Genomic DNA, 18733 nt, shown 5'->3' with positions numbered 1-18733 from the left:
CGCCTGTCATTGCGGCGCCAGCATAGTTTCCGGGCGCACGATGGCGTCGAATTCCTCAGCGGTGACGCTGCCGGACTTGAGCGCTTCTTCTTTCAGCGTCGTGCCGTTCTTGTGCGCGGATTTTGCAATCGCTGCCGCCTGATCATAGCCGATCTTCGGCGCCAACGCCGTCACCAGCATCAACGAGCGCTGCATGAGATCGCCGATGCGTTCAAGGTTCGGCTTGATGCCGACGACGCAATGATCGGTGAAGCTGACCGCGCCTTCCGCGAGCAGCCGGATGGATTGCAGGACGGCGGTGATGATGACGGGCTTGAACACGTTGAGTTCAAAATGCCCTTGGCTGCCGGCGAAGGTGACGGTGGTCTGGTTGCCCGCGACCTGGGCGCACAGCATGGTGATGGCTTCGGCCTGCGTCGGGTTGACCTTGCCGGGCATGATCGACGAACCAGGCTCATTTTCCGGCAGGGAGATCTCGCCAAGGCCCGAGCGCGGACCCGAACCCATCAAGCGGATGTCGTTGGCGATCTTGAACATGCCCGCAGCAAGGCTCGACAGGGCGCCATGCGTGAAGACGAGGCCATCGTTCGATGCCAGCGCCTCGAACTTGTTCTCGGCGGAGGTGAAGGGCAGAGAGGTCAACTCGGTGACCTTTTGGGCAAAGCGCTCGGCAAATTCCGGATGCGCGTTCAGACCGGTGCCAACGGCGGTGCCGCCTTGAGCCAGGGCGTAAAGGCCGGGCAGGGTTGCCTGGATGCGCCCGATCGCGAGTTCGATCTGCATCGCATAGCCGGAGAATTCCTGACCCAGCGTCACCGGTGTCGCGTCCTGCAGATGGGTGCGGCCGATCTTGACGATGTGCTTGAACGCTTCGGCCTTCGCCTTCAGGGCTGTGTGCAGGTGCCGGAGGGCGGGAAGAAGGCGGTTTTCGATCTCGCGGGCCGCCGCGATGTGCATGGCGGAGGGAAAGACGTCGTTCGAGGATTGACCTTGATTGACGTGGTCGTTCGGATGGACGGGTTTCTTGCTGCCGCGCTTCTCGCCGAGACGCTCGTTGGCGAGGTTGGACAGGACCTCGTTCATGTTCATGTTGGATTGGGTGCCGGAGCCGGTCTGCCAGACCACGAGCGGAAACTCGTCGTCGAATTTGCCCTGCACCACATCGGCCGCGGCGGTCGAGATCGCTTCGGCGAGACGCGGCTCGAGCTTGCCAAGATCCTGATTCACGAGGGCGGCGGCCTGTTTGACGATGGCCAGCGCATGCACCAGCGGAATCGGCATCCGTTCGCCGCCGATGCGGAAGTTCTGGATCGAGCGCTGCGTCTGCGCGCCCCAGAGCCTGTCGGCGGGAACTTCGATGGGGCCGAAGGTATCTGTTTCAGTGCGGGTTGACGGCGACATCCTGACCTCTTTCGATACGTTTGGGCTGTTCTTATCTCAAGTTTGACGCGTCGCAACACCCAAGAGACATGCGGGGGCAGCAAAAGCCGATGATTGCCACGCCTGAACGGCCCGCCTTTCGTCCGCCAGCGCCCAGGCCGCGGGCGGAGGCGCCGGGGCTCCTGGCCTTTCTCCTCGCCCTCCGACGAAATCCCCTCACCACATGGACCGAGCGTCATTTCCGCGAGAAGGTCACTTCGGGCGAGGGCATTCTTGGCCGGGTCATGGTGGTGAACGACCCGGCCATTATCCGCCATGTCCTTGTCGACAACGCGGCAAATTACCGAAAAGACGATCTTCAACTCAGGGTTCTGGCTCCCGGTCTTGGGCGGGGGCTCCTGACCGCGGACGGCGAGGAATGGCGGCTGCAGCGCCGGACGATCGCACCCCTGTTCACTCCCCGAACCGTCCAGGGGTTCTTCCCCGCGATGCGGGAATCCGCGGAGCGGCTGGTTCGGCGCTGGCAGCGGCGACCTGACGGGCGCATCGTCGATGTCTCGCTCGAAATGACGCGGGTGACGCTCGATGTCCTCGAACGAACCGTCTTCACGACCGGCATATCGCACAATCCGGACGCTCTCGGGCGTGCCATCACGCGCTACTTCGAAGGGCTCGGGCGCATCGATCCGGTCGACATCTTCGGCCTTCCGGCCTGGGTGCCGCGTATCGGGCATCTGCGGGCGCGGCCGGCAATCCGCTATTTCGAGGAGATGGTTCAAAACCTGATCGCCGCGCGCAAAACCTTGCTGGGGAGCGGGCAGCCGGCACCGCGCGATCTCCTCACGCTTCTGCTCGAAGCCTCCGATCCCGAGACCGGCAAAGGACTGAGCGACCTCGACGTGAACGCCAATATCGTGACCTTCATCGGAGCAGGCCATGAGACCACCGCCAATGCCCTGTCATGGTCAATCTACCTGATTTCTCAGGACGGACACGCTCGTGCGCGGATTGAAGCGGAGGTCGACGACGTGCTCGGCGCTGACGCGATTGAGCCGGTGCATCTGGACAGGCTCGTTTATACGCGCGCCGTGCTGGAGGAGGCGATGCGGCTTTATCCACCCGTGCCGTTCCTGAGCCGCGCGGCGATCGCGAACGACAAGGCGGGTGATGTCGACATTGCCGCCGGCACGCTGGTGACGATCGCTCCCTATGTGTTGCACCGCCATGAGACGCTGTGGACAGAGCCGGACGTATTTCGGCCCGAGCGATTCCTGCCCGAGGCGCGCGCGACCATCGACCGGTTCGCCTATCTGCCGTTTGGCGCAGGACCGCGCGTCTGCATTGGCGCGAGCTTCGCGCTGCAGGAGGCGATGGTCGTGTTGGCGAGCATCGTGCGGTCAGTCCGGCTCGATTTGGCGGAAGGGCACGTGGTCGAGCCCCTGCATCGCATTACGCTGCGACCGCGTCACGGTTTGCGGATGTCGCTCAGCCACCGGGCATCGCTTGCGAAGCTGTAGCGTCGCAGCCCCGGAAACCCGGTTTTCAATTCTTCTTGCGGAACGAGTCCAGACTGACGACCTGCGCGCTGCCAGCCGCGTCGGCCTCACCAGCGGGTGGTTCCTTGGCCGATTGATCGTCATCGCTTGCGGCAGCAGGCTCGGGAGCGGTGCGAGGCGGTTTCTTCGGGTCCGCTTTCTTGTCGGCGCCCGCAGCCTTGCGCGGCGTCTTCAACGCCACCGGATCCGAGCCGTTACGGGCTTCGGGTGGGACGGGCGCCTGGGTGCCTTCTTCGTCCTCGTCGCCTTCCTGCGAATCAAACTTCAGCCCGAACTGCACGGACGGGTCGAAAAACCCCGTCAGGGCGTCGAACGGGATCAGCAGCCGCTCGGGGACGCCCGAAAAGGACAGGCCGACTTCGAAGGTGTGATCCGTGATGATCAGGTCCCAGAACTGGTGCTGCATCACGATCGTCATTTCCTGCGGATATTTCTCGCGCAGGCGATTGGAGATGCGGACCCCTGGGAAATCGGTTCGGAAGGAGATGTAAAAATGGTGTTCGCCGGGCAACCCGTCCTTGCCCGCATCGATCAGTACGCGGCGCACGACGCCCTTGAGTGCGTCCTGTACCAGAAGATCGTACCGGATAAGGTCTTTATTCGACATGCGGCAGCCCTTGAAAGATAACAGAAACAGTTCCGGTCTCGACCGGTTCCGATGGAATTGACCGATAGCCTCGCCGCCACGATAGATCTAGGGTTCGGACGTCTGATTATAGGAAGAGCATCGCCAATTTGAAAGACCGGGGGAAAAGCCCGCCGGGACGAATTGTACCCTCGGATCAGCGCCGGAAGCCGGGCTATAATCGGCTCAGGAGCCTGAAATGCAAGCCTATCACGACCTGTTGCGCCGTATTCTCGCCGAAGGCGTCCATAAGGACGACCGGACCGGGACCGGAACGCTGTCCATCTTCGGCCACCAGATGCGATTCGATCTGAGCCGCGGCTTTCCGCTGGTGACGACCAAGAAGCTGCACCTGCGTTCGATCATCCATGAATTGCTGTGGTTCCTGAAAGGCGATACCAACGTTCGCTATCTGCAGGAAAATGGCGTCACGATCTGGGACGAATGGGCCGACGAGAACGGCGATCTTGGGCCCGTCTACGGCCGGCAATGGCGTTCCTGGCCGAAGGCCGACGGGTCCACCGTCGATCAGATTCAATGGGTCATCGAGGAAATCAAACGCAATCCCGATTCGCGCCGCCTCATCGTCTCGGCCTGGAACCCCGGCGAGATCGACAAGATGGCGCTCGCCCCCTGCCATTGCCTGTTTCAGTTCTACGTGGCCGACGGGAAGCTGTCGTGCCAACTCTACCAGCGCTCCGCGGACGTCTTTCTTGGCGTCCCGTTCAACATTGCGAGCTATGCGCTGCTGGTTCACATGGTCGCGGATCAGTGCGGTCTCGATGTCGGCGACTTCGTCTGGACCGGCGGGGACACCCACATCTATTCCAATCATCTCGATCAGGTTCATCTCCAATTATCGCGCGAGCCCTACCCACTGCCGCGCCTGCATCTCAAGCGTCGGCCGTCATCGATCGACGGCTACCGGTTCGAGGATTTCGAGATCCTGGACTATCAGTCGCATCAGTACATCAAGGGCCAGGTTGCGGTTTAGCCGGCCGGCCGCAAGGATGCGGCCATACCATTGCGGGCGTCTTCGCGCGGCGCCGCTTTCTTGATATGCCTCGGGCGTCGCAGACGCTCAGGTGGATATCATCATGGTCTTTACTGCCAAAATCCTGCTTCTCGGTTCGGGGGAACTGGGTAAGGAATTCACGATTTCCGCCAAGCGCTACGGTTGCTATGTGGTCGCCTGCGATTCGTATGCGGCCGCTCCGGCGATGCAGATGGCTGATGAGGCCGAGGTGCTCTCCATGCTCGACGCCGAGGCGCTGAGAGCGGTGATCGAGAAGCATCGGCCGGATTACATCGTCCCCGAGGTGGAAGCGATCAGAACCGAGGTTCTGCAGGAATTCGAGGCCAAGGGTTTTGCGGTCGTACCCTCAGCGCGTGCCACCTACATGACCATGAACCGCGATCGCATTCGCGATGTGGCGGCCGCCGAATTGGGTTTGCGGACATCGAAATACCGATATGCCGAAAGCCTCGACGAGGTGATCGCCGGGGCGCAACATACGGGCCTCCCGTGCGTCATCAAACCCGTCATGTCGTCTTCGGGCAAAGGCCAGAGCACGGTGCGCTTGGCGAATGATCTCGAAGAGGCTTGGGACTACGCGGTCGCGAACATGCGCGGCGATCGCCGCAAGGTGATCGTCGAAGAATTCATCCCGTTCGATTACGAGATCACCCTGCTGACCGTGCGAACGCGCGACGGCGTGAAGTTCTGCGAGCCCATCGGCCACCGGCAGGAGCGCGGTGACTATCAGGAATCGTGGCAGCCGGTCCAGATGTCGGACAAGGCGCTGGGCGAGGCGAGACGGATGGCCGAAAAGGTCGTCGACAACCTCGGCGGCTACGGGATCTTCGGTGTCGAGTTTTTCGTGGCCGACGACGAGGTGATTTTCTCCGAGCTGTCGCCCCGCCCCCACGATACTGGCATGGTCACGCTGATCTCGCAGAACCTGTCGCAATTCGATCTTCACGCCCGTGCGATTCTTGGTCTGCCGATCCCCGGCATCAAGCTGCATGGACCTTCCGCGTCCGCAGTCATCCTCGCCGATCGCGACGCCGAATCATTCAGCATCGGCGGCCTCGACGAGGCGTTGGGTTTGGGCTCCGAGCAGACGGACATCGATGTTCGCATCTTCGGCAAGCCCATCACGCGGCCTTACCGTCGCATGGGCGTCGCTGTGGCATTGTCGGATACGACCGAGGGGGCACGCGAAGCCGCGCGGCAAGCCGCGGATTGCGTCACCATCACCTATGGTAGCTAACCGCGGCATCTGAATGAGAAGCGACCTCGCGGCGAAAATTGCCGTGGAGGCCCACGCGCAAGCGCTTGGCACCGTTTTCCGATTGGTCCAACCTGTTCCGGCAGAACATCACGGATGCGACATGGCCAGTCTGGAGTTGTGTGCGGGTCTCACCATGAATCGGCGGGAAGCTATTGAGAGCGCGATTCGCATTCTGGCGCCGCGCATCTCGCGGCACGAATTCGAATCCGTCACGGATCATGCGCTGGTCAGCCGGGGCCTGCGCACAGCCTCGCCCGAGGCAGCCGCCTGGCTGTCGCTGGTCGCATTCATCCGTCATCGCCTGACCGATTACGATGTTCTTCTCGATGACGGCTACGATCCTGAAAGCGCGCGTTTCTTCGTTCTCGACGAAATCAATGCCGTGCTGTCGGATTGGGGCTCACCGCGCCGGGTCGATGGTGATGAGCCGGAGATTTGATGATAGGCGGTGGTGTCCTGCCGCCGAGAGTTTGTCCGGATGACCCTCCACGTTCGAAATGCGCAACAAGGCGACGCCGGCCTGATTCTCGAGTTCATCCGGGAATTGGCAGCGTTCGAGAAACTGGCGCATGAGGTCGTCGCCACGCGATCCGATATCGAGGCTGCGCTGTTCGGTCCGCAGCCTCGCGCATTTGCCGATATTGCCGAATGGGACGGTAAACCAGCGGGCTTCGCCCTGTGGTTCTACAATTTTTCGACCTTTCGCGGCCGCCACGGAATTTATCTCGAGGACCTTTTCGTCAGACCCGAGTTCCGATCCAAGGGCGTCGGCAAGGCGCTCCTGCAAACCCTTGCCCGCCGGTGCGTCACCGAAGGTCTTCCACGTCTCGAATGGTGGGTTTTGGACTGGAACGAGCCGGCTTTGCGCTTCTATCGATCGATCGGGGCGCTGCCGATGGACGAATGGACGGTGCAGCGGGTGACCGGAGAGGCGCTGGAACGGCTGGCGGGGAGTTGAACTGATTCACATTGCTCGACCGGGACGGCTGTGATAACTTTTGTTGTCACAGGAGAAATATTGTGCCCGGTCTCAAAGTTCGAAAAATCGGCAACTCGGTGGGAGTTGTTCTACCGAGAGATGTAGCGTTGAAACTTCGAGTTATGCCCGGAGATCAGCTATTTGTTTCGGAGACTCCAAACGGGATTGAGCTTTCGCCATATGATCCCGAATTTGAAGCCGACATGGAGCTTGCGCGCGAGATCATGCAAAAGCGAAGGGCTGTCCTGCGCGAACTCGCTAAATGACGGCGATCCGCTGGATCTCCAAGCGCCTCATTCTCAGCATCCATGCCGCCCAACTCGCGGAGCATGGTGGCATCAACGGGATTCGGGACGAGGGACTGCTCGACTCGGCGCTCGCCAGACCGGAACTCAAGGCGCAATATGGCTCAACGCATTTGCCGCTGCTCGCGGCCGCTTATGCCTTTGGAATCGCGAAGAATCATCCATTTCTGGACGGCAACAAAAGAACCGCGTACGTGGCGATGGAGCTTTTCCTCGCCAAAAACGGTCTAATGGCGACGGCAAGCGATGAGGAATCTGTCATCACGTTCTTGAAACTCGCAGCCGGTGAGGTTGGTGAAGACGAACTCGCCCAATGGATAGAACACCATCTCATGCCGATACAGCCATGACCCCCACCCTCATTCTTGTCGTCGCCGCTGCGGATAACGGCGTCATCGGCCGGGACAATCACCTCCTGTGGCGCCTGAAGACCGATCTCAAGCGTTTTCGCGCCCTGACATGGGGCAAGCCCATGATCATGGGGCGCAAGACCTTCCAATCCATCGGCAAGCCGCTGCCGGGGCGGGAAACGGTTGTGCTTACCCGCGATCCGGCGTTCGAGGCAGCGGGCACCCACGCGGCGCGGACATGGGACGATGCGGTGGCGCAGACCAATGCCCTGGCGCAATCCATGGGCGCCAACGAGGTCGCCATCGTGGGCGGGGCGGAAATTTATGCGCTTGCCTTGCCGCATGTGCAGAAAATTTTCCTCACAAAGGTTCACGCCGCGCCCGAGGGCGACGCCGTGTTCCCGGCCCTCGACCCATCCGTTTTTAGGGAATTTGGACGTCAGGATCACCCGAAAGGCCCGGATGATGAGCACCCGTTTACCTTTATTGACCTCGAACGGCGGCGTTGACGGCTGTCCCCGTTGAAGAAAGCCGCCGCAATCCCCAACTCGCAGCCTTGACAGGCGTGAGACGAAACACCGACAACCGCCTTAATCCTATCGGCTTGACGATGGCCGGTCTTTTCAGAGTGAGGAAAAGCGACCTATGCCTTGGAGTAACCAAAGCGGCGGCGGCGGCCCCTGGGGGCAACGCGGCGGATCGGGCGGCGGCAAGAGCCCTTGGGGTTCTGGCGGCCCGCAGGGCAACGGAGCCCCACCCGATCTCGAAGATATCCTGCGCCGCAGCCAGGATCGCCTGAAGAATTTCATCCCCGGCGGCTCCATGGGCGGCAAGGGGCTGATCGCGCTTCTCCTCGGCGCCATCGTCATTTGGCTCCTGACCGGGTTCTATACCGTCCGGCCGAGCGAGGTCGGCATCAACATGATCTTCGGCAAATACACCGGCACGACCGGGGAGGGGCTTCGCTACAACCTGCCCTATCCGATCGGGCGCGTGCTCAAGCCGAACGTGACCGAGCAGCAGCGGATTGAAGTGGGCTACCGCTCCTCGGCCAATGCGCAGCAGCGTTCGCGCGACGTGATCGAGGAGAGCCTCATGCTGACCGGCGATGAAAACATCGTCGATATCGATTTCGATGCAGTTTGGCAGGTCAACGCCGCGCGGGCCCAGGACTTCGTCTTCAACCTCCAGAACCCCGAAGGCACCATCAAGGCGGTGGCCGAGAGCGCCATGCGCGAGGTGATCGGGCGCCGGAATATCCAGGCGGTGCTGACGACCGAACAGGCGAGCGTCGCCCAGGAGGTTCGCCAGATCATGCAGGAGGCCCTCGACGCCTACGGCGCCGGTGTCCTGATCAATGTCGTGCAGATGCAGGCGGTCCAGCCGCCGGCTGACGTGAAGCAGGCCTTCTTCGACGTCAACGCCGCCCAGCAGGATGCTGTCCGCGTGCAGAACGAGGCGGAGACTTTCGCGAGCCAGGTCGTTCCGAAGGCAAGAGGCGAGGCCTCGCAGACGGTCCAGCAGGCGGAAGGCTATCGCGAGCAATCGGTTGCCGACGCGTCAGGTCAGGCCAGCCGGTTCCAGCAGGTTTATGCGGAGTACCGTAAGGCACCGGCGATCAGCCGCGAGCGGATCTTCCTTGAAACGATGGAGCGCGTTTACGGCGGTATCGACAAGATCATCATCGATCAGAACGGCCAGAACGGTCAGAACGTGGTGCCGTTCCTTCCCCTCAACGAATTGCAACGACCGGCGCTCCAGCCCGGCGCCGCTGCGACCCAGCCGGGAGCCACGCGATGAACAACTCCGCTCTTCGCACCGGTCTCCTGGTTCTCCTGGGGGTCATCGTGATCGTTCTCTACAGTTCGGTCTTCTTCGTGCAGCAGACCCAGAACGCGCTTGTTCTTCGCTTCGGCGCCGTGCAGGCGGAAATCAAGGACGATCCCGGGCTGCATTTCAAAATGCCGCTGATCGACACTGTGACGTATTTCGACAAGCGGGTGCTCGATCTCGACCTCCCGGTCCAGACCCTGCTTTCCGCCGACCGGCAGAACCTCGAGGTCGACGCGTTCACGCGTTACCGCATCGTCGATCCGCTGAAGTTCTATCAGGCCGTCGGCGGCATCCCCCTCGCCAACCAGCGCCTGACGAGCTTCACGAACTCAGCCATGCGTAACATTCTGGCCAGCGCGTCGCGCGATGCCATTGTCAGAACGGAACGCGGCGCGTTGATGAACCGCATCCAGGAGGATGTGAACAAGCAAGCGGCAAGCCTTGGCATCGAAATGGTGGATGTCCGGCTGACGCGCGTCGATCTTCCTGCCGCCAACAGCCAGGCCGTCTACCAGCGGATGCGCACCGAGCGTGAGCGTGAGGCTGCGGATCTGCGGGCGAACGGGCAGCAGCAAGCGCAGATGATCCGTGCGCGCGCCGAGCGCGAGGCGATCGTCATCCGCGCCGAGGCCAATCGTCAGGCGGAAGAATTGCGCGGTCAGGGCGACGCGGACAAGAACCGCATCCTGGCGGAGGCTTTCGGCCAGGATCCGGAGTTCTTCGCATTCTATCGCTCCATGCAGGCCTATGAGAACGGCCTGAAGTCGAATGCCACGCGGCTCGTCCTGAGCCCCGATTCCGACTTCTTCCGGTTCTTCAAGGACGCATCCGGTGTCCGGAACGGGGCAGCGAATGCCACGCCTCCGGCTCGGCCTGCGCCGGCGCAATAGCAGCATATGCTGGACCTCATATCAGCCCTCGGCCTCGCTCTCGCGGTCGAGGGCATATTGTTCGCGGCATTCCCGGACGGGATGCGGCGGGCGATGTATGAGGCGGCGCACAGCCCGAGCGACCGCATGCGGATCGTCGGCATCATCTCGGCCGTCGTTGGTGTCGCGATCGTGTGGGGCATCCGCCAATTGGGCTAGGATTTAGCCCCGCTTCCGCCGTAATCCGCGCTTGAATGACGGTGCAGAGCGACAATCTAGATTTCATGTTCTCCAGGAGAGGATCATCGATGGACCACACGATGGATGTGCCGGCGTCTTCCCGGGCCCAATCTCGCCGCCCTTCACGGTTCCGGGCGGCAGCTTCCTGCTTGGCCGTCGTAACCCTGCTGGCCACGTCGGTGCCGATGGTGGCGCAGGCGCGCTCGGCACCCGAATCCTTCGCCGATCTGGCGGAGGAGGTAACCGGGGCGGTGGTCAATATCTCCGCGTCGACGACCGTGGAAGCGCGCAACCGCACCCTGCCGCAACTTCCACCCGGCACGCCCTTCGAAGATCTGTTCGAGGAGTTCTTCAACCGTCGCGGCGGTCAGGGTAATGGGGGGAGCGACAGCGCCCCGCAGCGCCAGCGGCGCTCGAATTCGCTCGGATCCGGCTTCGTCATCGATTCCTCGGGCATCGTCGTCACCAACAACCATGTGATCGGCGACGCCAACGACATCAGCGTTATCTTCCCTGACGGCACGCGCCTCAAGGCCGAGATCATCGGCAAGGATTCGAAGGTCGATCTGGCCGTGCTCAAGGTGAAGAGCGACAAGCCGCTCAAAGCGGTGAAATTCGGCAATTCCGACCTGTTGCGCCCCGGCGATTGGGTGATGGCGATCGGTAATCCGTTCGGCCTCGGCGGCTCCGTCACGGCCGGTATCATCTCGGCCCGCGGCCGCAATATCGAGTCGGGTCCCTACGACAACTACATCCAGACCGACACGGCCATCAACAAAGGCAATTCCGGCGGCCCGCTGTTCAACATGGAGGGGGAGGTCATCGGCATCAACACCGCGATCCTGTCCCCGACTGGCGGCTCCGTCGGCATAGGGTTTGCGGTTCCGGCCTCCACCGCCGTTCCGATCATCGAGCAGCTTCGCGAGTTCGGTGAAACTCGCCGCGGCTGGCTCGGGGTTCGGATCCAGAACGTTGACGACGCAACCGCCGAAGCCCTCAATCTCGGCTCCGCCCGCGGCGCCCTGATCGCCGGCATCGACGAAAAAGGACCGGCGAAACCGGCCGGCCTCGAAGTGGGTGACGTGATCGTCAAGTTCGATGGCCGGGAGGTCAAGGAATCCCGCGACCTGCCGCGCATCGTGGCGTCCAGCCCTGTCGGCAAGGCGGTCGACGTGGTGATAGTCCGCAAGAGCCAGCAATTGACCAAGCAGGTTACCCTCGGACGTCTGGAGGATGGCGAGAAGCAGGCGACGCTGCAGGCGCCGTCGACGGAGACCCCAACGGTGACCCGTCAGGCACTCGGCCTCAACCTGTCCGGCATCAACGATGAGCTTCGCCGCCGCTACAACCTGAAAGACGATCTGAAGGGTGTGGTCATCACCCGCGTCGATCCGAATTCGGCCGCTGCCGACAAGCGGATCCAGGCCGGCGAGGTCATCGTCGAAGTAAGCCAGGAGCCGGTTTCGACCCCGGCCGACGTCACCAAGCGGATCGAATCGCTCAAGAGCCAGGGCCGGAAATCGGCGCTGCTTCTGGTCGCCAATCCGCAAGGCGAGGTGAGGTTCGTGGCGCTTTCGGTGGAATAGGAACCGTCGTCAATGAATGAAAAAGGCGGCTTCTGGGCCGCCTTTTTTGTTGGCGTCCACGTCACCCTGCGATGATCTCGCTCGCAACATACCCTTGCGCATAAAGCAGCGCCGTCAGGTCCCCGTGGTCGAGCCTGGCATGTGCCGCTGCGGCAACCGCCGGCTTGGCATGGAAGGCCACTCCGAGACCCGCTTCGCCGAGCATAGCGAGGTCGTTGGCGCCGTCACCGACAGCCATGGTTTCGTGGTGGGAAAGCCCGAGACGATCGCGAAGTTCGATCAAGGTCGCGAGCTTGGCCTCGCGGCCGAGGATCGGTTCCTCCACGCTGCCGTCAAGTTTTTCGCCCGCAATGAGCAGGCGGTTCGAACGGTGCTCGTGGAAGCCGATTTTGGCCGCGACCGGGCCGGTGAAAAGCGTGAAACCGCCGGAAACCAGGCACGTATAGCCGCCCTTCGCCCGCATGGTCTGAACGAGCTCGCGGCCGCCGGGGGTCAGGGTGATGCGGCTTGCCATGATCTCATCGGCGACGCCCACCGGCAGGTTCTTCAGCAGGGCGACCCGTTCCCGCAGGGCCGGCTCGAACGCGATCTCGCCGTTCATGGCGCGCTCGGTGATGGCCGAGACCTCCGTCTTCAGGCCGACGAAATCGGCCAGTTCGTCGATGCATTCCTGCCCGATCATGGTGGAATCCATATCGGCGAGGAAAAGCTTCTTGCGGCGCTGCGCCAAAGGCTGGAGCACGAGGTCGATGGGCTCATCCCCGATCACGTCCCGCAGGCTCGCCTCGATAATGGCGGGCTCGATACCGGCGTGCGGGAAAAGGTCGGCGGCAATTCCACTTGCCAGCGTGGCATGTTGCGTTTCTTGTCCGAGCGCCTTTGCGGCCCTTGCGATGAGCGCGTCCGTCAAGGCCCGCCGGGTCGGGTTGGCAATGAGCGTCGCGACCATGAGATCCTGAGGAGATGCCATCGTGGGGACCGTTTCGTGAGTGACCTTGAGATCGGGGCGATTCTCATTGCAGGGCCGACCGCTTCAGGCAAGTCCGCATTGGCAATCAGGCTTGCGAAAGCGCTTGGTGGCGTCGTCATCAATGCGGATTCGATGCAGGTCTATGGCGATCTGCGCATCATCACGGCGCGCCCCACGCCTGAGGACGAAGCCGAGGTCCCACATAGGCTGTTCGGGCAGGTGGATGCGAGCGTCAACTTCTCGGTCGGCCGGTATGTGACCGATGCAGTGTCGATGCTCGAGGAATGTGGAACCGCGCGAATTCCCATTTTCGTCGGGGGGACAGGGCTCTATTTCAAGGCGCTCACCGAAGGCCTGTCGGATATGCCGACGGTTCCCGATGAGGTTCGCGAGCATATCCGACGCGAGAGCGAAGGGTTGGAAACGCCAGATTTGCACCGGCTCCTCTCCGAGCGCGATCCGCAAACGGCGTCGCGCCTGCGGCCCTCCGACCGGCTTCGCATCCAGCGTGCCCTGGAGGTGGTCGCGGCGACAGGCCGCTCGCTGGCGTCGTTCCATGGTGCGCGCCGACCGGGTCCGCTTGCTGATCGGCGAGCGGTCAAGCTTTTTCTGTCGCCCGAACGGGATGAGCTGCGAAAGCGCATCGACGAACGTTTCGTCACCATGATGGAAACGGGCGCCATCGAGGAAGTCCGGGCGCTCGGCGCGCGCCGTCTCGACCCGATGCTCCCGGCCATGCGCGCCCACGGCGTGCCGGGGCTGCTTGCTCACCTGCGCGGGGAAATCAGCCTCGACGAGGCCATTGCCCAGGGGCAGGGCGACACGCGCCGGTATTCCAAGCGGCAATTCACGTGGTTCCGGCACCAGCTTGCGGATTGGGAATGGGTCGCGCCGGAAGCCGCTTATGCGAGCGTGATGAGGGCGCTCAATGTCCCCCCTGGCCGGTCCACATCTGGTAGAACGTGATGATGATCTCGAAAACGATCAGCAGCACGATGATCAGCTCCAACCGCAAGCCTCGTTCGGTGTCGATCAGGTCCGTCAGGGCCTGAGCGGTGTCGCCGATCACGTCGAGCTTGCGGTGCAGCGATGTGGCCCGCTCCTTCAGCTCGTATTCGTCTTCGAGCCGGGCGTAGAGACGTTCGAGGTCGGGACGATCCCACAAAACGTCGGGCTTTTCCTCGACCGCCACGCTGCCGGAAACCCGCTGCCGGACGAGCAGCGCATTGCCGATGTGCTTGAGGATTTCGCGCCGGCCGGCCGGGCGACGACCTCTTTCGGCGAGGAAGCGCGCGAAAGGCTCGACCTGTTCGAAAACCGCGGCCGCGGCCTTCTCGTCGCGGGCGAGGACGACACTCTTGGACAGGGCATCGGCGACCACCACCAGCCGGGCGGGCGAGAGATCCTTGACGAAGATCGGGCCGCCGGGAGGGATTTGATCCTCCTTCTCGGGCAGCAACTCGATGATCGCCGTCTCTTCCTCGTGGCGCGCGAACTCGCCGACGACGCGCTGGCGCAACCCCCGGATCACCTCGTCCTCTTCCAGCGGCGTCAGGCCGACCAGGACCGCGACGCCGAAGCGGAACAGGGCCACGAACCCATCCTGCCCGGCCTTGAATGCGAGCGGCGCCGTCGAGAGAAGATCGCTGCGCTCGAGACCTGCCACGTCGATGCGGTCGCCCAGCAGCAAGGCGCGCGCGGTCACCCGCGGCCCACGCGCGGGCGATCCATTAGAGGGGAAGATTTCGGACATCGTCAGCCTGCCAGATCGAGGGGCCGCATCATAAAAGCTCGGCTGTTATTCGCCAAATGCGAGATCGCTTGACCGGATGAAAAGCATCGGCTAGCGTCTGCGCAACTTTTGAATAGAGAGCCGCATCTGTGCGCAAGGTTATTCTCGTAGTACGAACGCCATCGACGGAGCAGGATTGATCCTGCAGTTCCGGCGATGGCGCACAGGCCCCCCACGAGGGGCCTTTTTTATTGCCTGATTTCCTCCAGCATATGAAAAACAGAGACCGACGGAGCGAGTGACATGAGCGAGACGATGACGGGAGCCGAAATGGTGATCCGCACCCTGCAGGATCAGGGAGTCGAGCATCTTTTCGGATATCCGGGCGGCGCTGTCCTTCCGATCTACGACGCCCTTTTCCATCAGGATCAGGTGAAGCATATCCTCGTGCGGCACGAGCAGGGCGCGGTTCACGCGGCCGAGGGCTATGCGCGCTCATCCGGCAAGGTCGGCGTCGTGCTGGTCACCTCGGGCCCCGGCGCCACCAACGCGGTGACGGGCCTGACGGACGCCCTGATGGACTCGATCCCGATCGTCTGCATCACCGGACAGGTGCCGACCCACCTGATCGGTTCCGATGCGTTCCAGGAATGCGACACGGTCGGCATCACGCGCCACTGCACCAAGCACAATTATCTCGTCAAATCGATCGACGACCTGCCGCGCATCCTGCATGAGGCGTTCTATGTGGCGTCCACAGGCCGGCCCGGGCCCGTGGTTGTCGATCTGCCGAAGGACATCCAGTTCAAGACGGGCCCCTATACGCGCCCGACCAATAATCAGCACAAGACCTATCGCCCGACCGTGAAAGGCGACATGGACAAGATCCGCGCCGCCATCGAACTGATGGCGAACGCCAAGCGGCCGGTGTTCTATACGGGCGGCGGCGTGATCAATTCAGGACCCCATGCGTCCGCGCTGCTGCGGGAACTCGCGCGTCTCACCGGTTTCCCCGTGACCTCGACGCTGATGGGCCTGGGCGCGTATCCGGCGGCTGACCCGCAATTCCTCGGCATGCTCGGCATGCATGGGACCTACGAGTCCAATCTCGCGATGCACGAATGCGACGTGATGATCAATATCGGGGCGCGGTTCGACGATCGCATCACCGGCCGGCTCGATGCGTTCTCGCCTTTCTCCAAGCGCATCCACGTGGATATCGACCCCTCGTCGATCAACAAGAACGTCAAGGTCGATATCCCGATCATCGGCGATTGCGCCCATGTGCTCGAAGACATGGTGCGCCTGTGGCGTCAGACGGCTCCGCAGGTCGACAAGGTCGCGCTGAAGGAATGGTGGAGCAAGATCGACGGCTGGCGAGGACGCAACTGTCTCGCCTACCGTCCGTCGGATCAGACCATCAAGCCGCAATACGCCGTTCAGCGCCTGTATGAATTGACGAAAGATCGTGAGACTTTCGTGACGACGGAAGTCGGCCAGCACCAGATGTGGGCGGCCCAATATTTCCGCTTCGAGGAACCGAACCACTGGATGACATCCGGCGGCCTCGGCACGATGGGCTATGGCCTGCCTGCCGCCATCGGTACGCAACTGGCGCATCCAAAAGCGCTGGTCGTCGATATTGCGGGCGAAGCGTCGATCCTGATGAACATGCAGGAGATGTCGACCGCCGTGCAATATCGGCTGCCGGTCAAAGTCTTCATTCTCAACAACGAGTATATGGGAATGGTGCGCCAGTGGCAGGAATTGCTGCATGGCGGGCGCTACTCCGAGAGCTATTCGCAATCGCTGCCCGATTTCGTGAAGCTCGCCGAAGCTTATGGCGGTGTCGGAATCCGCTGCGACAAGCCGGGTGATCTCGATGCGGCGATCCTGGAGATGATCAATGTCGACCGGCCGGTGATCTTCGATTGCGTGGTGGACAAGACCGAGAACTGCTTCCCGATGATCCCCTCGGGCAAGGCGCATAACGAGATGCTGCTCAACGACTATCTCGGCGAGGCGGGCACCGATATCGGCTCCGTGATCGACGAGAAGGGCAAGATGCTGGTGTGATTTCGATGCCGAAGCTTGTGATCGCCAACAAGGTCTACTCGTCGTGGTCGCTGCGTCCGTGGCTGCTGATGAAGCAGCTCGGCGTGCCCTTCGACGAGGTCGTGATTCCGCTCGACCTGCCCGATACGAAGGCGCGCATTCTCGAATACTCTCCCGCCGGCAAGATGCCCGTCCTGATCGACGGTGACGTGACCGCATGGGAGAGCATCGCGATCATGGAACACGTGGCCGATGCGTTCGGCGCAGCTGTCTGGCCGCAGGATCGCAAAGCGCGCGCGATGGCGCGTTCGGTCGCGGCCGAAATGCATTCCGGTTTCCAGCATCTGCGCTCCGCTTGCCCGATGAATCTCGGCAAGAAATACTCCACGCGCGATCGCGGCACGGGTGTGGCCGCGGATGTGGCGCGCTTCAGCGAGATCGTGCGCCAAGCACGTGAGCGGTTCGGGGCCGCGGGTCCGTTTCTGTTCGGCGCATTCTCGGCAGCCGACGCCATGTTCGCGCCTCTGGCCACGCGCCTCGACACTTACTCGATCGCGCTCGATGCGAACACGCGAGCCTACGTGGATGCCGTGCTGTCCTTGCCGGCATTTCGCGAGTGGCGGGAGGCGGCCTTACGGGAAGCATGGGTCGTGGACCATGACGAAGTCGACGAAGAACCGATCGAAACTTTTCGAAACGTCGCTTGAGACCTTTTCAAGAGCCCGAAACTTCAAGAGCAATGACTCAGATGAGCACACATTACCCCGCCGCCACCCTCGTCGAACCCATCAGCCGTCACACATTGGCGGTGGTCGTCGACAATGAACCCGGCGTGCTCGCGCGCATCGCCGGCCTGTTCTCCGGGCGCGGCTACAACATCGAGAGCCTGACGGTCACCGAAACCGAGCATGAGGCCCATATCTCCCGGGTCACCATCATCACGGCGGGGACGGACAGCATCATCGAGCAGATCAAGAGCCACCTGGAGAAACTGGTGCCGGTTCACCGGGTCGTCGATCTCACGCTCACGGGCGACGCGGTGGAGCGTGAGCTTTGCCTCGTGAAAGTTGTCGGCAAAGGCGATCACCGGGTCGAGGCGATGCGTCTCGCGGCGGCATTCGGCGCGCGCACGATGGACGCGACGCTGACCTCGTTCGTGTACGAACTGACCGGCACGACCGAGGAAATCGAGCGGTTCATCAAACTGATGACGGCCGTCGGCCTGGCCGAGGTTTCACGCACGGGCGTCGCCGCGATGGCGCGCGGTGCGGAAGGAATGTGAGGTTTAACCGCGGAAATCGTCCTGCGTGAGGAACTCGATTTCCTCCGGTGTGGATTCTCTCCGCAGGATGGCATTGCGGTGAGGGAAGCGACCAAAGCGAGCGATGATATCGTGGTGATGATGGGCGAATTTAACGGATTCCGGCGCGCCGAGCGCCTCGTTGAGCGCGACCGAACGCTCCTGGTCCCGGAGATTCTCGGAATGCATGAAGGGCAGGTAGAAGAAGGCCCGCAATTGCGGCCCGACTTTCTTGTCGTAGCCGCGCTCGATGGCGCGATCGGCGACGAGGAGCGCTACGGGGTCGGTCTTGTAGGTCGCGCGGTCGCCCCGGAACATGTTGCGGGGAAACTGGTCGAGGAGGAGAACCACGGCGAGGGCGCTCTCAGGCGCGAGTTCCCACTCATTGAGGTCGCCTCGCGCGGCAGCCTCGTAGGTGGGAAGAAATCGGTCGCGGCAGGTCTGGTCGAAGGCATCGTCTTTCGAAAACCATTTCGACGGACCGGCATCGCGCCAGAAGGCGACGACTTCATCGGGAGTGGCCAGGTGGTGCATCGACATTCCTCGGCTGACGGATCGGAGGGGGATTGCTCATTCATCTAGAGTGTCGAAGGCGAGATTGCACGCTCGACACCCCGTTCGCCCGTCCGGGACAGCCGGAGCCCTGCATGGCAAGCACG

The 18733-nt window shown here is 62.4% G+C and carries 21 protein-coding genes; 16 read left to right on the top strand and 5 right to left on the bottom strand.

Features of this window, described 5'->3' with window-relative positions; all coding sequences use genetic code 11:
- Nucleotides 1-6: 6 nt before the first annotated feature.
- Entirely contained in the window at nt 7-1401 is a 1395-nt protein-coding gene (fumC, locus tag FEZ63_RS11250) for a class II fumarate hydratase (RefSeq protein WP_150944382.1), read from the bottom strand.
- Nucleotides 1402-1490: 89 nt separating this feature from the next.
- Between fumC and FEZ63_RS11245 the strand changes: the two genes are divergently transcribed.
- Nucleotides 1491-2897: a cytochrome P450 gene (locus FEZ63_RS11245; RefSeq protein ID WP_150944380.1), complete on the top strand. Its 1407-nt coding sequence runs from the start codon at nt 1491-1493 to the stop codon at nt 2895-2897.
- Nucleotides 2898-2922: 25 nt separating this feature from the next.
- Here FEZ63_RS11245 and FEZ63_RS11240 read toward each other — a convergent pair whose 3' ends face one another.
- Nucleotides 2923-3543, bottom strand: coding sequence for an SspB family protein (locus FEZ63_RS11240; RefSeq protein WP_150944378.1), 621 nt, complete (start codon nt 3541-3543; stop codon nt 2923-2925).
- Between the two features lie 217 nt (nt 3544-3760).
- On the opposite strand from FEZ63_RS11240, the gene thyA reads away from it, so the two are divergent.
- The 11 genes from thyA to FEZ63_RS11185 all read left to right on the top strand — a co-directional run bounded on the left by thyA (nt 3761) and on the right by FEZ63_RS11185 (nt 12017).
- The gene (gene thyA, locus FEZ63_RS11235; RefSeq protein ID WP_150944376.1) at nt 3761-4555 is read left to right on the top strand and encodes a thymidylate synthase; all 795 of its coding nucleotides are present in this window, start codon (nt 3761-3763) and stop codon (nt 4553-4555) included.
- 103 nt (nt 4556-4658) lie between these two features.
- Nucleotides 4659-5834 carry a formate-dependent phosphoribosylglycinamide formyltransferase gene (gene purT / locus FEZ63_RS11230; RefSeq protein ID WP_150944374.1) on the top strand — a complete coding sequence of 392 codons (1176 nt, stop codon included), beginning with the start codon at nt 4659-4661 and terminating at the stop codon, nt 5832-5834.
- A gap of 121 nt (nt 5835-5955) precedes the next feature.
- Entirely contained in the window at nt 5956-6294 is a 339-nt protein-coding gene (locus FEZ63_RS11225) for a DUF2293 domain-containing protein (protein ID WP_244622756.1), read from the top strand.
- 39 nt (nt 6295-6333) lie between these two features.
- Nucleotides 6334-6813 (top strand): GNAT family N-acetyltransferase, encoded by a 480-nt coding sequence (locus tag FEZ63_RS11220; protein ID WP_150944372.1) that lies wholly within the window; start codon nt 6334-6336, stop codon nt 6811-6813.
- 62 nt (nt 6814-6875) lie between these two features.
- The gene (locus tag FEZ63_RS11215) at nt 6876-7100 is read left to right on the top strand and encodes an AbrB/MazE/SpoVT family DNA-binding domain-containing protein (RefSeq protein WP_150944370.1); all 225 of its coding nucleotides are present in this window, start codon (nt 6876-6878) and stop codon (nt 7098-7100) included.
- Entirely contained in the window at nt 7097-7489 is a 393-nt protein-coding gene (locus tag FEZ63_RS11210) for a type II toxin-antitoxin system death-on-curing family toxin (protein ID WP_150944368.1), read from the top strand. The genes FEZ63_RS11215 and FEZ63_RS11210 overlap by 4 nt, the downstream gene beginning before the upstream one ends.
- Complete coding sequence (locus FEZ63_RS11205) at nt 7486-7998, top strand: dihydrofolate reductase (RefSeq protein ID WP_150944366.1); 513 nt, start codon at nt 7486-7488, stop codon at nt 7996-7998. Before FEZ63_RS11210 ends, FEZ63_RS11205 begins: the two co-directional genes overlap by 4 nt.
- 136 nt (nt 7999-8134) lie before the next feature.
- On the top strand, nt 8135-9289 hold the full coding sequence (gene hflK, locus FEZ63_RS11200; protein WP_150944364.1) for an FtsH protease activity modulator HflK: 1155 nt from the start codon (nt 8135-8137) through the stop codon (nt 9287-9289).
- Nucleotides 9286-10212, top strand: a complete 927-nt coding sequence (hflC, locus tag FEZ63_RS11195) for a protease modulator HflC (RefSeq protein ID WP_150944362.1) — start codon at nt 9286-9288, stop codon at nt 10210-10212. Before hflK ends, hflC begins: the two co-directional genes overlap by 4 nt.
- 6 nt (nt 10213-10218) lie before the next feature.
- Nucleotides 10219-10410 (top strand): DUF2065 domain-containing protein, encoded by a 192-nt coding sequence (locus tag FEZ63_RS11190; RefSeq protein ID WP_150944360.1) that lies wholly within the window; start codon nt 10219-10221, stop codon nt 10408-10410.
- Nucleotides 10411-10499: 89 nt separating this feature from the next.
- Nucleotides 10500-12017, top strand: a complete 1518-nt coding sequence (locus tag FEZ63_RS11185) for a DegQ family serine endoprotease (protein ID WP_420846274.1) — start codon at nt 10500-10502, stop codon at nt 12015-12017.
- A gap of 61 nt (nt 12018-12078) precedes the next feature.
- Here the strand turns inward: FEZ63_RS11185 and serB are convergent, their stop codons facing one another.
- Nucleotides 12079-12987, bottom strand: a complete 909-nt coding sequence (gene serB / locus FEZ63_RS11180) for a phosphoserine phosphatase SerB (RefSeq protein WP_150944358.1) — start codon at nt 12985-12987, stop codon at nt 12079-12081.
- Nucleotides 12988-13002: 15 nt separating this feature from the next.
- On the opposite strand from serB, the gene miaA reads away from it, so the two are divergent.
- Nucleotides 13003-13953 carry a tRNA (adenosine(37)-N6)-dimethylallyltransferase MiaA gene (miaA, locus tag FEZ63_RS11175; RefSeq protein WP_244622755.1) on the top strand — a complete coding sequence of 317 codons (951 nt, stop codon included), beginning with the start codon at nt 13003-13005 and terminating at the stop codon, nt 13951-13953.
- Here the strand turns inward: miaA and FEZ63_RS11170 are convergent.
- Nucleotides 13913-14740, bottom strand: coding sequence for an RMD1 family protein (locus tag FEZ63_RS11170; RefSeq protein ID WP_150944353.1), 828 nt, complete (start codon nt 14738-14740; stop codon nt 13913-13915). The two genes, miaA and FEZ63_RS11170, sit on opposite strands and share 41 nt — an antisense overlap.
- 282 nt (nt 14741-15022) lie before the next feature.
- On the opposite strand from FEZ63_RS11170, the gene FEZ63_RS11165 reads away from it, so the two are divergent.
- Genes FEZ63_RS11165 through ilvN form a run of 3 tightly spaced genes read left to right on the top strand, consistent with a single transcriptional unit; the run spans nt 15023 to nt 18056 of the window.
- Nucleotides 15023-16795, top strand: a complete 1773-nt coding sequence (locus FEZ63_RS11165; RefSeq protein WP_150944351.1) for an acetolactate synthase 3 large subunit — start codon at nt 15023-15025, stop codon at nt 16793-16795.
- A gap of 5 nt (nt 16796-16800) precedes the next feature.
- On the top strand, nt 16801-17481 hold the full coding sequence (locus tag FEZ63_RS11160; protein WP_150944349.1) for a glutathione S-transferase family protein: 681 nt from the start codon (nt 16801-16803) through the stop codon (nt 17479-17481).
- Between the two features lie 32 nt (nt 17482-17513).
- Nucleotides 17514-18056 carry an acetolactate synthase small subunit gene (ilvN, locus tag FEZ63_RS11155; protein WP_150944347.1) on the top strand — a complete coding sequence of 181 codons (543 nt, stop codon included), beginning with the start codon at nt 17514-17516 and terminating at the stop codon, nt 18054-18056.
- A 3-nt stretch (nt 18057-18059) separates the two neighbouring features.
- Here ilvN and FEZ63_RS11150 read toward each other — a convergent pair whose 3' ends face one another.
- Nucleotides 18060-18608 (bottom strand): DUF924 family protein, encoded by a 549-nt coding sequence (locus tag FEZ63_RS11150; protein ID WP_201274147.1) that lies wholly within the window; start codon nt 18606-18608, stop codon nt 18060-18062.
- Nucleotides 18609-18733: the final 125 nt, after the last annotated feature.

Origin of the sequence: Microvirga brassicacearum (assembly GCF_008757455.1) — a bacterium.
Taxonomy (GTDB): domain Bacteria; phylum Pseudomonadota; class Alphaproteobacteria; order Rhizobiales; family Beijerinckiaceae; genus Microvirga; species Microvirga brassicacearum.
Note: the sequence above shows the minus strand (reverse complement) of the source record. Positions and strands in the feature narration are given on the sequence as shown.